Annotated in this window: 13 protein-coding genes; all 13 read right to left on the bottom strand. The window is 43.7% G+C overall.

Going from position 1 to position 13,444, the window contains the following annotated elements:
* Positions 1-173: 173 nt before the first annotated feature.
* The 13 genes from J1C91_RS01415 to J1C91_RS01355 all read right to left on the bottom strand — a co-directional run bounded on the left by J1C91_RS01415 (position 174) and on the right by J1C91_RS01355 (position 13,442).
* Positions 174-938, bottom strand: a complete 765-nt coding sequence (locus J1C91_RS01415) for an amino acid ABC transporter ATP-binding protein (RefSeq protein ID WP_002908664.1) — start codon at positions 936-938, stop codon at positions 174-176.
* A gap of 12 nt (positions 939-950) precedes the next feature.
* The gene (locus J1C91_RS01410) at positions 951-1,637 is read right to left on the bottom strand and encodes an amino acid ABC transporter permease (protein ID WP_002908663.1); all 687 of its coding nucleotides are present in this window, start codon (positions 1,635-1,637) and stop codon (positions 951-953) included.
* Positions 1,638-1,640: 3 nt separating this feature from the next.
* Positions 1,641-2,333: an amino acid ABC transporter permease gene (locus tag J1C91_RS01405; RefSeq protein ID WP_002908662.1), complete on the bottom strand. Its 693-nt coding sequence runs from the start codon at positions 2,331-2,333 to the stop codon at positions 1,641-1,643.
* A 207-nt stretch (positions 2,334-2,540) separates the two neighbouring features.
* On the bottom strand, positions 2,541-3,425 hold the full coding sequence (locus J1C91_RS01400; RefSeq protein WP_002908661.1) for a transporter substrate-binding domain-containing protein: 885 nt from the start codon (positions 3,423-3,425) through the stop codon (positions 2,541-2,543).
* Positions 3,426-3,440: 15 nt separating this feature from the next.
* Positions 3,441-4,442, bottom strand: a complete 1,002-nt coding sequence (locus tag J1C91_RS01395; RefSeq protein ID WP_002908660.1) for a uroporphyrinogen decarboxylase family protein — start codon at positions 4,440-4,442, stop codon at positions 3,441-3,443.
* Positions 4,443-4,529: 87 nt separating this feature from the next.
* Positions 4,530-4,730 carry a hypothetical protein gene (locus tag J1C91_RS01390; RefSeq protein ID WP_002908659.1) on the bottom strand — a complete coding sequence of 67 codons (201 nt, stop codon included), beginning with the start codon at positions 4,728-4,730 and terminating at the stop codon, positions 4,530-4,532.
* 55 nt (positions 4,731-4,785) lie between these two features.
* Positions 4,786-5,832 carry a uroporphyrinogen decarboxylase family protein gene (locus tag J1C91_RS01385; protein ID WP_002908658.1) on the bottom strand — a complete coding sequence of 349 codons (1,047 nt, stop codon included), beginning with the start codon at positions 5,830-5,832 and terminating at the stop codon, positions 4,786-4,788.
* 210 nt (positions 5,833-6,042) lie between these two features.
* The gene (gene glmS / locus J1C91_RS01380) at positions 6,043-7,854 is read right to left on the bottom strand and encodes a glutamine--fructose-6-phosphate transaminase (isomerizing) (RefSeq protein WP_032912372.1); all 1,812 of its coding nucleotides are present in this window, start codon (positions 7,852-7,854) and stop codon (positions 6,043-6,045) included.
* A gap of 351 nt (positions 7,855-8,205) precedes the next feature.
* Positions 8,206-9,213 (bottom strand): type I glyceraldehyde-3-phosphate dehydrogenase, encoded by a 1,008-nt coding sequence (gene gap, locus J1C91_RS01375; RefSeq protein ID WP_002908655.1) that lies wholly within the window; start codon positions 9,211-9,213, stop codon positions 8,206-8,208.
* 322 nt (positions 9,214-9,535) lie between these two features.
* Positions 9,536-11,617 (bottom strand): elongation factor G, encoded by a 2,082-nt coding sequence (fusA, locus tag J1C91_RS01370; RefSeq protein WP_002908654.1) that lies wholly within the window; start codon positions 11,615-11,617, stop codon positions 9,536-9,538.
* 241 nt (positions 11,618-11,858) lie between these two features.
* Positions 11,859-12,329 (bottom strand): 30S ribosomal protein S7, encoded by a 471-nt coding sequence (gene rpsG, locus J1C91_RS01365; protein WP_002893865.1) that lies wholly within the window; start codon positions 12,327-12,329, stop codon positions 11,859-11,861.
* Positions 12,330-12,348: 19 nt separating this feature from the next.
* Entirely contained in the window at positions 12,349-12,762 is a 414-nt protein-coding gene (gene rpsL, locus J1C91_RS01360) for a 30S ribosomal protein S12 (protein WP_002893867.1), read from the bottom strand.
* Between the two features lie 215 nt (positions 12,763-12,977).
* Positions 12,978-13,442 (bottom strand): hypothetical protein, encoded by a 465-nt coding sequence (locus J1C91_RS01355; RefSeq protein ID WP_002908653.1) that lies wholly within the window; start codon positions 13,440-13,442, stop codon positions 12,978-12,980.
* Positions 13,443-13,444 lie beyond the last annotated feature (2 nt).

The raw sequence follows: 13,444 nt of genomic DNA, 5'->3' as shown, positions 1-13,444 counted from the left end.
GTAAACTTTTTTGTTTACAGTTGTAATTTTATCATGACAGAATTTATTTGTCAATAGATTTTACATAATTTTTTAAAATAAATTTACAAATGTAATTAAAAATTGTCGTTTAGGTCCTTTTCATTCCTATAAAGATGTCTTTTTATAATAAAAATCTGGACACAATCCAGATTTTAAATCATATATTCTACACTATAGCTGGCATCGGACAGAATGCGGGACAGAAACTGTTGGGTCCGCTCTTCCTTTGGACTGCTGAAGAATTCCTGAGGAGGATTTTCTTCGATGATGTGACCTCCGTCCATAAAGATAACATGGTTGGCCACATCACGAGCAAAGCTCATCTCATGGGTCACAACAACCATGGTCACTCCCTCCTGAGCCAACTGTTTCATGACGCTGAGAACTTCACCGACCAATTCCGGATCTAGAGCCGAAGTTGGTTCATCCAGCAGGATGACATCTGGCTTGACAGCAATGGCACGCGCAATCCCAATCCGCTGCTGCTGGCCGCCTGATAGCTGAGAAGGATAGTAGTCTTTGTAGGCCAAGAGGCCCACGCGATTCAAGGACTCTTCCGCAATCTTAAGCGCTTCTTCCCTCGGTATCTTACGAGCTATCACTAAGCCTTCTAAGATATTTTCAAGGGCTGTTTTATTGGCAAAGAGATTATAATGCTGGAAGACAAAGGCCGTCTTTCTACGAATTTCCAAAATCTCCTTTTTGCTGAGCTTAGCCAAATCATAGTCCTTACCAGACAAAGTCAACTGGCCGCCATCCGCTTTTTCTAAGTGATTCAGACAGCGCAGAAATGTTGTTTTCCCAGAGCCTGACGGTCCCAGAATAACTACAACGTCACCTTGATTGACCTTGAGACTGACATCTGCCAGCACCTGGTGCTCTCCAAATCGTTTGGAGATATGTTTTACTTCTAACATAATCTTTCCTTCCTAAGCAAGAGCGTAGCGCTTTTCCAAGCCCCTAAACATCCACTGAATCAAGCCACAAATAATGAGATAAATAACAAAAATCACCAGATAAGACTCTGAATACTGGTAAGAATGGGAGGCCTCTATCTTAGCCAAGGCTGTGATATCCTTGACTGTCATGACAAATACCAACGAAGTTCCCTTGACTAGATTGATAACCAGATTGGCCAGATTGGGCAGGGCTGAGCGCAGAGCCTGAGGAAAAACAATTCTCCGATAGGCTTGAAAATTCGTTAAACCAATCGCTTGAGCCGCTTCTAACTGCCCTTTATCCACTGTTAATATGGCAGAGCGCAGTATTTCCGACAAGCTGCCTGTCGTCATCAGGCTATAAATGATGAAAGCATAGTAAAGCGGATTGAACTTAAAGACGTCTACCTGACTGCCCAGACTTTTAAAAATTTGATTCAGTAAGCTAGGAAAAAGACTATAGAAAAAGAGAATGAGCAAAATGGGAGGCGTCGCCCGAATAAAGGCCAGATAAACCACTGAAAAGGTCCGCACACCTCGAACTTTATAAATCTGCCCTAAAGCCAAGAGCAAGGCTGGAATAAAGCTGAGCAGAATAGCCACCACCATAATGATCAGGGTTACCGGTATGCCTTTCAAAGTAACCAGAAAGGTATTTACAATATAATTCAAATCCATGCTTTACCTCTCCTTGACTATCAGACTTTTTTCCAGAAGCTGGGAAGCAAGCGAAACCACTAGGGCAATCCCCCAGTAAATCAAGGCCACCGCTGTATAGGTTTCGAGGGAATAATTGCCTAGATTACGGCTGATGAGATTTTGCCCCGCTCCCATGACATCAACTGCCCCAATCGTATAAGCTAGCGCAGCATCCCGCATGAGATTAAGAAGGGCAGTAGTCAGATTGGGCAGGGCGATGCGAAAAGCCTGTGGCAGGACAATACGCAGAAAAGTCTGCACCGGTGCCAAGCCAATACTGAGACCTGCCTCGGTCTGTCCCTTGGGAACAGCAAGATAAGCTGCCTTGAAGACTTCCGCAATCATGGCCGCAAAGAGCAGAATCATGGTGATGATGACAAACACAGTCCGCGACCAATTATTGATATCCAGCCCCAGCCACCATTCTAAAAACTCTGGAATGCCATAAAAAACCAAGAAAAGCAAGACGATAGGTGGTGTACATCTAAGGATAAATATATATCCTCTAGCCAGACCAGCAAAAGACTGCTCCTCAGAAATCTGAGCCCAAGCCAACAGACCACCCAGCAAGGAGCCAATCAAAGCTGTCACAAACATAATCCATAAAGTGGTCGGCAGAGCCTGCAGCAGACTAGGCAGCAGGCCAAAGACACGGGATAAGTCATACGAGACCATAATTTTCTTCTCCTTCGACAGTGATTAGATAGAATAAGCTTCTCTTGGGCGGGCACTTTCAGCTTGGAGCAGCCATGCTCTCGCCTAGTTATCCTCTTTGAAAATTCCTTCAAACAGCAGCAAGGTCAGCTTAGAAGCCACCAACTCTATATTCAGCCAGCTTCTCAGTCAGCCTTTTGATTTTCCGTAATCAGCAGACAGCAGCCACTAATCCTTGTCCACATAAGAGAAGACATCTTCTCCGAAATACTTTTCAGATAGTTTAGCCAAGGTTCCGTCCTTTTCCAGTTCCTTAATTGCCTTCTCGTATGCCTTAGCAAATTCTTCATTTTTTTCGTTTTTATGAAGCAGGGGATAGGTCGGAATCCCCTTGTAAGGGAACCAAGTCAGTTGATCCGCATACTGGTGGTAAGAACCTTCCTTGTCAGTCACAGCTTTTTCAAACGACAGCTTGATGTCAAAGAAGGCATCGTAGCGTCCTTCCAGAACCCAAGCATAAGCATCAGCCACCTTGAAGGACTCTGCTGCAGTCAAATCAATAGGAGCACCGCTATGCTTTTGGTTATACTCTTCGATAACCGCCCATTGAGCATTCTGCGGAGAAATTGGTACCAGCTTGCCCTTTTCCTTGGCAAAGTCATCAATGGTTTTGTATTTTTCAGCGTCTTCCTTGCGGATAGTGAAACCGATAATGCTAGCACCGATTGGGCTTTTTGGAATGATGAACTTCTTCGCCCGCTCTTCGGTGTACCATGCTCCCTTGGTTCCGATGTCATATTTTCCAGATTCCAGACCGACTAAGAGATCTTCATCACTGGTACCAGTATATTCAAACTGATAGTCTGGCAGCTTTTCATCAATGGCCTTGAGAACAGCAACCTCATAGCCATCTGACTCACCTTTTTCATCCACAAAGTCATAAGGAACATAGTTCTGTGTATGTGCCACTTTCAAAGTCGTGACCTTACCGCCGCCTGATGCAGAGCTGCTCGTCTTGCTAGATGAAGCACCTGTCAAGGTCCGCCCCAAATAAGTCGCCGCTACAATAGCAATCACTGCTGCTCCACCAATAATCCATTTTTTCTTGCTCATTCTTTCGTCTCCTTCTTATGTTAAGCTTGCTGCTTGGCGAACCCACTGAATCCGCTCTGCTTCAATATCGCTTGGAATAGTACAGTCAGCCCCGATAATCAAAGCTTCCTTGCCAGCTCCTGCTATCAGCCGCTTGGTCTCATCTTGAATAGCCGCTTGACTGCCCGTGTAGAACAGGCCATCCTTGCCATTTTCAAAACCACCCAGGACAGTCCGACCGCCAAACAATTTCCGGCCCTCCGCTAGGCTGATGCCTTCTGGCCCCACTGCCCAGTTGATGACCTGAGCTGGATAATCAGTAAAAAGATGAACATCGTTTCGCGCGCCTTCGTAACCGCAAATGTGCAGGATATTCACTCCGCCAGCCGCATTGGCTGCTTCCAGCACCGCCAATTCACTAGGAGCAATAAAAGCCTTATAGTCTTCAGCCGACACCCGTGCATCCTGGATGCTCTGAACGCTGAGGTAGATTCCATCCGCACCAGCTTCCTTGATAATCCGCTCCGTCAGAGCCGCAATATCTTTAGCAATCACATCCAGAACCCGCTTCGTGAGCACTGCATCCTCTGCTAGGAAATCTGCAATGATATCATCTCCTCCGGCAACCTTGCCGACCAACCATTTGAAGTAGGTCACTGGCGCAAAAATATTGTAAATAGCGACCAAGTTCTCTGTAAAGCTAGCCTTAATCTTCTGAACGAGCTCCACCTGCTCACTAATCCAAGGGTGGTCAGCACCTAGCGGCTCAATATCTGCCAACTCCTTGATAGATTGGACTTTTTTCAAGCGCTCGTTAGGATAGGCAAAATAACCATCACTCATCAGCTTGATAAAGTCTGGCTCTACTTCTGACAGAAAAGCTTGATGACCAGCCAGATTTTTCTCAATAATAGCCTGATTCCCAAAACCAGCCAGCCACTCCTCCTCGCTTGTAAAATGATGCCAGAAACCAACTGGCACTCGGTCAACCGGCTCTCCTCTGAAAGCCTTCAGTACTAATTCTCTTTTTGAAGTCATCTTCTCTCCTTTTTTATTATCCTTATCTAGCCAATAAGTTGTTTTTTAGCTTTTTAATTAGGCTAATTCATCTTTTTAAGTAAAATTCTAATCTGACAAGAGCAGGGCAGCGATATCATTGGGCTGCAGCAAGCCAGTTAACTGCTCTGGTAATTTCTTGAGCACCTGCAAATCATCTTCTTTTTTGTCTGAAGACTGATGAGCGTAAATCTGACCGATGCTCAGAAATGTTCCTATCATCAAGAATATCAGAGCAAGAGCAGCAAGCTTTTTTTGATACCGATTCATCTATCTTCCTCCTTGAAAGAGTTGAAAATTGCTCTTTAGGTCTTTGGCAAGTCCGTCAGAACTGACTAGCTGCCTGACGAATCCAGTCCAGTCTTTCTATTTCAAAATCATCTGGTACTGTGCAGTCAGCCCCAAGAATCACTCGCTGGCTGCCAGTTTCAGCCAGCAATTGCTTGGTTTCAGCCTCTAATTCTGCACGACTGCCCGTATTTAGAAGAGCTGCTCTGCCATTTTCGAATCCGCCTAGGACAGTCTGACCGCCAAAGAGCTTGCGCCCTTCCGCTAAGCTGACACCCTCATGATGAGTTGCCCAGTTAAACACTTGAGCCGGATAGTCCTTGAACAGTTCCAAATCATTGCTGGCTCCTTCAAAGCCGCAAATGTGGAGAATATTCTGACCGCCAGCTGCATTGGCTGCATCCAGAACCTTGACCGTACTAGGCTCAATATAAAGACGATAACTGGCCGCATCTACTCGGCCGTCTTGGACTTGCTGAGTACTGAGATAAATTCCCTCAATGTCCGCTTCCTCAATAATCCGCCTAGTCAAAATAGCAATATCGCCAGCAATGACATCTAGAACATGTCCTGTCAGCTCAGGATCGTCTGCCAGAAAATCTGCTATTTCTCTATCTCCTCGTGACCCTTCCCTGCGGAACCAGCGCTTGAGATAGGAGACCGGCGCAAAAATATTGTAGAAGGAAGCGAGGTCCTCCGGATAGCTTGCTTTTACAGCCTTAACCATCTCAATCTGCTGCTCAATCCAAGGATGATGCTCACCGATAGACTGGATAGCAGCCAAGTCCCGAATGGACTCAATATGATCCGAATAAAGCGCGCTAGGATACTTAAAGAAGCCATCGCTCATAATCTTGACAAAGTCTGGCCGTGCAGCTCGAACATAAGCAGCATGTCCCTCAACACTTTTATTGAAAATCTCTGGATTGTCCAGGCCCAGCATCTTTTCCTCTTGGCTTACAAAGTGAAACCAGAATCCCACAGGCACTCGGTCAACTTCTTCACCCCGAAAAGCTCTCAGCACTAATTCTTTCTTGCTGACCATTACCTCCTCCTTCTTTGAATTTGTAATATATCTTACCATCCTCTCTTTCTCCTGGGAAATATATTTTCCCTATCAGCCTGATTAAAAATATTTATCAAAGCAAAATAAAAAAGCTAGACTAAGCTAGCTTTTTCAAGGTTTTTCAGACTCTGCTGAATAACCTTATTTTTTGTATCCTTTTTAGATAAGCACCATATATATTTTCTATGGATGAGATAGGTAATCTTTATAGGCAATGGCCCTCTGTGCTTATTCTACAGTGACAGACTTAGCCAGATTACGCGGTTTGTCAACATCCAGACCACGGTGCAAGGTTGCAAAGTAAGCAATGAGCTGTGTCGGTACCACCATAGAGATTGGTGACAGGTATGGGTGAACCTGATTGAGCACGATATCGTCGCCTTCTTTGGCTACATTCTCCTCAGCAATGGTCAACACCTTGGCACCCCGAGCTACGACTTCTGAAATATTGCCCCGAGTATGGCTAGCCAAGACTTCATCTGAAAGCAAAGCCAAAACTGGTGTTCCGTCTTCAATCAGAGAGATCGTACCGTGTTTGAGCTCACCAGCAGCAAATCCTTCACACTGGATATAAGAAATTTCTTTGAGTTTTAAGCTAGCTTCCATCGCCACATAGTAGTCTTGACCACGGCCGATATAGAAAGCATTGCGAGTTGTTTCCAGAAGACCACGGACCTTATTATCAATCAACTCCTTCTCTGACAAAGTGGACTCAATAGACTGCGCAACTAAGGACAGCTCGTGAACCAAGTCAAAGGCTGCCGCTTTCTCGGAATTATTGGCATCGCCAACAGCTTTAGCCAAGAAAGCCAAGGTTGCAATTTGAGCTGTATAGGCCTTAGTAGAAGCAACCGCAATCTCAGGACCTGCATGCAGTAGCATGGTATGATTGGCTTCCCGAGAAAGCGTAGAACCCGGAACATTGGTCACGGTCAAACTTGGAATACCCATCTGATTCGCCTTGACTAAGACCTGACGGCTGTCAGCTGTCTCACCAGATTGGCTGATAAAGATGAAGAGAGGCTTCTTGCTGAGGAGAGGCATAGCATAGCCCCACTCAGAAGCAATGCCCAGCTCAACAGGTGTATCTGTCAGCTCTTCCAGCATACGCTTAGAAGCATAGCCAGCATGGTAAGAAGTTCCAGCTGCAAGGATATAGAGACGGTCAGCTTCCTGAACAGCTTTGACAATATCTGCATCTACTGATACTTGCCCCTTATCGTCTGTATAAGCGCTGATTAGCTTACGCATCACAGTTGGCTGCTCATCGATTTCCTTGAGCATATAGTATGGATAAGTTCCCTTACCAATATCGGACAAGTCAAGCTCAGCTGTATAGCTTTCACGCTCCAGAGTATGCCCGTCATAATCCTGCACTTCCACACTGTCTTTACGGACAATAACCAGCTCTTGGTCATGAATTTCCATAAACTGACTTGTCTCGCGAATCATGGCCATAGCATCTGAGCAGACCATATTATAGCCATCACCCAGTCCAACTAGAAGAGGTGATTTATTTTTAGCAACATAGATAACATCTGCATCTTCTGAATCCACCAAAGCAAAGGCATAAGAACCACGTATAATGTGGAGAGCTTTTTTAAAGGCTTCTAAAAGAGATAAGCCTTCTTCTTCAGCAAATTTGCCAATCAGATGCACTGCAATCTCTGTATCTGTCTGCCCCTTGAAGTCATGACCAGCTAGATAAGTATTCTTAATATCAAGGTAGTTCTCAATCACACCGTTGTGAACCAAGACAAAACGGCCAGTCTGTGAAGTATGAGGATGGGCATTATTTTCACTTGGTTTTCCATGAGTAGCCCAACGAGTATGTCCGATACCAGTAGTCCCAGCAACATCAATGCCAATTTTAGCATGTAGGTCAGCGATACGACCGACCGACTTGACCAGACTAGAAATTTTCCCTGTTGTTACAAAAATTCCAGCCGAGTCATAACCTCGGTATTCCAGCTTTTCCAAGCCCTGCATCAAAATATCTGTTGCGTTGCGATTTCCGACAACTCCGACAATTCCACACATAACGTTACTTCTGATTTCTAGTCTTAGAAACCAGCCCTTCTTATCAAAAATTGGTATAGTCTTCTTGGAGTCTAAAAACTCCAACAAAGCTAGTATACACACAGTTTTTTAGTTTGTCAAGCACGAAATTGGTATAGTTTTCTTTAAGGAAAGTATGCTTAGCTTCTCTTACCGCAAAACAGCCTCTTGAAGCATTTAGAAAAATGGACAGATATAGTAAAAATGACTTTCTATATGACTAAAAATTTGGAAAATAGAAGTACAACATACCACAGCCCTGTCTTTGATAATTCTCACAAAGCAAGGTACAGAAAAAGAGACTCAAATGAGCCTCTTTCTTTTACCATTGAATTATTTAGCGATTTTCGCGAAGTATTCAAGAGTACGTACAAGTTGTGCAGTGTAAGACATTTCGTTGTCATACCATGATACAACTTTAACCAATTGTTTGCCGTCAACATCAAGAACTTTAGTTTGAGTTGCGTCGAACAATGAACCGTAAGCCATACCTACGATATCTGAAGATACGATTGGATCTTCTGTGTAACCGTATGATTCGTTAGCTGCTGCTTTCATAGCTGCGTTTACTTCATCAACTGTTACGTTCTTTTCAAGAACAGCAACCAATTCAGTAACTGATCCAGTTGGAGTTGGAACGCGTTGTGCAGATCCGTCCAATTTACCGTTCAATTCTGGGATAACCAAACCGATAGCTTTAGCAGCACCAGTTGAGTTAGGAACGATGTTTGCAGCACCAGCACGAGCACGACGAAGGTCACCACCACGGTGTGGTCCGTCAAGGATCATTTGGTCACCAGTGTAAGCATGGATAGTAGTCATCAATCCTTCAACAACACCGAAGTTGTCTTGAAGTGCTTTAGCCATTGGAGCCAAGCAGTTTGTAGTACATGAAGCACCTGAGATAACTGTTTCAGTACCGTCAAGAACGTCGTGGTTAGTGTTGTATACAACTGTCTTAACGTCATTTCCACCTGGAGCAGTGATAACAACTTTCTTAGCACCACCTTTAAGGTGTTTTTCAGCAGCATCTTTCTTAGCAAAGAAACCAGTTGCTTCAAGAACGATTTCTACACCGTCAGTAGCCCAGTCAATTTGTTCTGGGTCACGTTCAGCAGAAACTTTAACGAATTTTCCGTTAACTTCGAATCCACCTTCTTTAACTTCAACAGTACCATCGAAACGACCTTGAGTTGTATCGTATTTCAACAGATGTGCAAGCATTACTGGATCTGTAAGGTCGTTGATGCGAGTAACTTCAACACCTTCTACGTTTTGGATACGACGGAAAGCAAGACGACCGATACGACCGAAACCGTTAATACCAACTTTAACTACCATTCGTGATTTCCTCCTTATGAAAATCAAAAAATTTTTATGTGAAAAGAGTAACTTGAGTTGCTACAAATCACCTTTCAACATTTCTATTATATACTTAATTGAGGTAAAATGCAACTGATTTCATTGTTATTAACAAGTATTATGAATTCTTTCACTAACTTTCATTTTGACTTTCATTGATTTGAAAAAGCAAAGCAGTAACTTTTGAAAATGCAGGAATACAACTTACAAGATAAATCATTTACTCTTTTTATTGAGGAATCGATCCTCTAAAAAATAGAAAAAGCACCCGCAAACGCGAGTGCCAAGGTTTGCTCAAAGCTTAAGCTTCACCTTTGTTTTTCTTAATGATTTCTTCTTGTACTGACTTAGGTACATCTTCGTAGTGGTCAAATACCATCATGAAGGTACCGCGTCCTTGTGATGCTGAACGAAGAACTGTTGCATAACCGAACATTTCAGCAAGTGGAACATAAGCACGAACGATTTGGCTGTTACCATGAGCTTCCATACCATCAACACGTCCACGACGAGCTGTTACGTGACCCATAACGTCACCAAGGTTTTCTTCAGGAACAGTGATTGTTACCAACATCATTGGCTCAAGGATAGCTGGTTGTGCAGTCTTAGCCGCTTCTTTCAATGCAAGTGATGCAGCAACCTTGAAGGCTGTTTCAGATGAGTCGACATCGTGGTATGAACCATCGTAAAGTTTCGCTTTCACGTCAACGATTGGGTAACCAGCAAGGACACCATTAGCCATTGACTCAACCAAACCTTTTTCTACCGCTGGAATGAATTCACGTGGAACCACACCACCGACGATAGCATTTTCAAACTCGAAGCCTTTTCCTTCTTCATTTGGTGTAAACTCGATCCATACATCACCGAATTGACCTTTACCACCAGATTGGCGTTTGAAGAATCCACGAGCTTGAGTAGAAGCGCGGAATGTTTCACGGTAAGATACTTGAGGAGCACCTACGTTTGCTTCAACCTTGAACTCACGACGCATACGGTCAACAAGGACATCCAAGTGAAGCTCACCCATACCAGAGATAACTGTTTCACCAGTTTCAACGTTTGTTTCAACACGGAAAGTTGGATCTTCTTCAGCCAGTTTTTGCAGAGCAATACCCATCTTGTCTTGGTCAGCCTTAGACTTAGGCTCAACCATCAGCTGGATAACAGGCTCTGGAACGTGGATCGACTCAAGAATCACTTTTGCTTTTTCATCTGTCAATGAGTCACCAGTAGTCGTATCCTTCAAACCAATAGCAGCTGCAATATCCCCAGCATAAACGGTTTCAATTTCTTGACGACTATTGGCATGTAATTGCACAAGACGTCCGATGCGCTCACGTTTACCTTTCGAAGTGTTCATTACATAAGAACCGGATTGAAGAACACCTGAGTAAACACGGAAGAAGGTCAAACGACCTACGAATGGATCTGTTGCAATCTTGAAGGCAAGAGCTGCAAATGGCTCTTCATCAGATGCAGGACGAGTTTCTTCTTCTTCAGTGTCTGGGTTGATACCTTTGATTGCTGGGATGTCAAGTGGGCTTGGAAGGTAGTCAATAACCGCATCAAGCATCAACTGAACACCCTTGTTCTTGAAGGCTGAACCACACAATACTGGGAAGAATTCAACATTGATTGTTGCTTTACGGATAGCAGCTTTCAATTCTTCGTTAGTGATTTCTTCACCTTCAAGGTATTTCATCATCAAGTCTTCATCAGTTTCAGCAACTGCTTCCACCAATTTTTCACGATATTCTTGAGCTTGCTCAAGGTATTCAGCTGGGATATCTTCTTCCAAAATATCTGTACCAAGGTCGTTAGTATAGATTTCAGCCTTCATCTTGATCAAGTCGATAATTCCGCGGAAGTCATCTTCTGAACCAATTGGCAATTGGATTGGATGAGCGTTTGCTTGAAGACGATCATGCAAAGTGCTTACTGAGTAAAGGAAGTCAGCACCAATCTTGTCCATCTTGTTAGCAAATACGATACGAGGAACTCCGTATTCAGTTGCTTGGCGCCAAACTGTTTCAGTTTGAGGCTCAACACCTGATTGTGAGTCAAGAACGGTTACCGCACCGTCCAAGACACGAAGAGAACGTTGTACTTCGATTGTGAAGTCCACGTGTCCTGGTGTGTCGATGATGTTTACGCGGTGGTTGTTCCATTGAGCAGTTGTCGCAGCAGATGTGATAGTGATACCACGTTCTTGCTCTTGCTCCATCCAGTCCATTTGTGACGCACCTTCGTGAGTTTCACCGATTTTGTGGATTTTACCAGTGTAGTAAAGAATACGCTCAGTTGTTGTTGTTTTACCAGCATCGACGTGGGCCATGATACCGATATTACGAGTTTTTTCAAGTGAAAATTCGCGAGCCATTTGGTTATTTCTCCTATTAATTTATTTTACAATTTATTATAACATGATTTAGCAAAAACGGATAGGCAGGACCTACCCGTTCTCAATGTTTATCTTGTTTTTGTTGGTCTCAACTTGTAGATAAGTTGAATTGAACTCGGGCTAAAAGCTCAGAAAATAGATAAGCTTTTCTAGAATCTTTGATTCTGCGTCAAGCCTCCTAATTTTCAGTCGCTTTTTTAACGCCCTTAGTATCTTATTCTTACCAACGGAAGTGTGCGAAGGCACGGTTAGCTTCTGCCATACGGTGAGTGTCTTCACGTTTCTTAACAGCTGCACCAGTGTTGTTAGATGCATCCAAGATTTCTTTTGCAAGGCGGTCAACCATTGTGTGCTCACCACGTTGACGAGCAATCGTTACCAACCAGCGAAGTCCAAGTGTTGTACGACGTTCTGGACGAACTTCAACCGGAACTTGGTAGTTTGAACCACCGACACGGCGAGCACGAACTTCAAGTACAGGCATGATGTTTTCCATAGCTGTTTCAAATACTTCCAGCGCATCGTTTCCAGTTGCTTCTTTGATTTGGTCAAAAGCTCCGTAAACGATAGAAGCCGCTGTACCACGCTTACCATCAAGCATAACGCGGTTGATAAGACGAGTAACTAATTTTGAATTGTAAAGCGGATCTGGCAATACTTCGCGCTTAGGCGCTTGGTTTTTACGACTCATTTATCTTTCTCCCCTTTCCTTATGCTTTTGGTTTTTTAGTACCGTATTTAGAACGGCCTTGTTTACGATCAGTAACACCTGCTGTATCAAGTGCACCGCGGACGATATGGTAACGTACCCCTGGAAGGTCTTTTACACGTCCACCACGAAGAAGCACTACGCTGTGCTCTTGCAGGTTGTGTCCGATACCTGGGATGTAAGCTGTAACTTCAATCAGGTTGCTCAGACGTACACGGGCAAATTTACGAAGGGCAGAGTTCGGTTTCTTAGGTGTCATAGTTCCGACACGGGTTGCAACTCCACGTTTTTGTGGTGAAGATACGTTTGTTTGAACTTTTTTATGGCTGTTATAACCAACGTTCAAAGCTGGTGATTTAGATTTTTCTACTTTTGATTTACGCGGTTTGCGAACCAATTGGTTAATTGTAGGCATCTACATTCTCCTGTATTTTTTTAATTTTGGTGATGATACACTTGGTGACAGCTATCATCTGCGTGTACTTTTGCAACATTTGTCAGCACGTCTCTGTACACTTTTGAGAGACCAAAAGTAAAAAGTACCGTCTATCATTATAGCACGACGATACTTTTCTGTCAATACATTTTTTCTATTTTAAGCCTATCTCTGTTTATTAGATTGCTGCTAACTTATTGCTGCGGCTGAGCCACTGCTTCTTCTGATACAGCAGCTGAATTTTCAGAAACAGCGGTCTGAGCTGCTTCCGGATCAATCAAGACTGCTATCGCCTGAATACGACTTTGGAATCTAGCTTTCGTCGCTGCATCCTTGACCTTCTCTACTGCAGTCTTAGCTAGCTGCAAATCTTCCAAAGTTTGCATGGTTTCAAGCTGTTTAACCGCTTCTTCTGCGGCCTGAACTGCTTGCTCCTCTTCCTGAATTTCTTTTTCCTGTGCTTCTTTTTGAGCAGAAGACAGTTGTAAGGAAGAGCTGCTTGATGCGATGCTGGCAGCTGAACTAACTGAATTTCTGGTGGAATTAGACTGTCCCTGTACAAAAACCATGCCGGTAATCAGAATCCCAAATAAAATCGACAATACTCCTAAACGAATCCACAGCGGACTGTGGTCAAACTTTTCTAAAACTGTTTTCATCT

This window comes from Streptococcus sanguinis (assembly GCF_050222175.1).
GTDB classification, from domain to species: Bacteria; Bacillota; Bacilli; order Lactobacillales; family Streptococcaceae; genus Streptococcus; species Streptococcus sanguinis_M.
The sequence above is the reverse complement of the archived record's forward strand: the minus strand, read 5'-3'. Positions and strand labels throughout refer to the sequence as shown.

Excerpts from the sequence above, each read along its gene's own strand:
- J1C91_RS01415 (WP_002908664.1), bottom strand. The coding sequence starts at position 938 with ATGTTAGAAGTAAAACATATCTCCAAACGATTTGGAGAGCACCAGGTG.
- J1C91_RS01410 (WP_002908663.1), bottom strand. The coding sequence starts at position 1,637 with ATGGATTTGAATTATATTGTAAATACCTTTCTGGTTACTTTGAAAGGC.
- J1C91_RS01405 (WP_002908662.1), bottom strand. The coding sequence starts at position 2,333 with ATGGTCTCGTATGACTTATCCCGTGTCTTTGGCCTGCTGCCTAGTCTG.
- J1C91_RS01400 (WP_002908661.1), bottom strand. The coding sequence starts at position 3,425 with ATGAGCAAGAAAAAATGGATTATTGGTGGAGCAGCAGTGATTGCTATT.
- J1C91_RS01395 (WP_002908660.1), bottom strand. The coding sequence starts at position 4,442 with ATGACTTCAAAAAGAGAATTAGTACTGAAGGCTTTCAGAGGAGAGCCG.
- J1C91_RS01390 (WP_002908659.1), bottom strand. The coding sequence starts at position 4,730 with ATGAATCGGTATCAAAAAAAGCTTGCTGCTCTTGCTCTGATATTCTTG.
- J1C91_RS01385 (WP_002908658.1), bottom strand. The coding sequence starts at position 5,832 with ATGGTAAGATATATTACAAATTCAAAGAAGGAGGAGGTAATGGTCAGC.
- glmS (WP_032912372.1), bottom strand. The coding sequence starts at position 7,854 with ATGTGTGGAATTGTCGGAGTTGTCGGAAATCGCAACGCAACAGATATT.
- gap (WP_002908655.1), bottom strand. The coding sequence starts at position 9,213 with ATGGTAGTTAAAGTTGGTATTAACGGTTTCGGTCGTATCGGTCGTCTT.
- fusA (WP_002908654.1), bottom strand. The coding sequence starts at position 11,617 with ATGGCTCGCGAATTTTCACTTGAAAAAACTCGTAATATCGGTATCATG.
- rpsG (WP_002893865.1), bottom strand. The coding sequence starts at position 12,329 with ATGAGTCGTAAAAACCAAGCGCCTAAGCGCGAAGTATTGCCAGATCCG.
- rpsL (WP_002893867.1), bottom strand. The coding sequence starts at position 12,762 with ATGCCTACAATTAACCAATTGGTTCGCAAACCGCGTAAATCAAAAGTA.
- J1C91_RS01355 (WP_002908653.1), bottom strand. The coding sequence starts at position 13,442 with ATGAAAACAGTTTTAGAAAAGTTTGACCACAGTCCGCTGTGGATTCGT.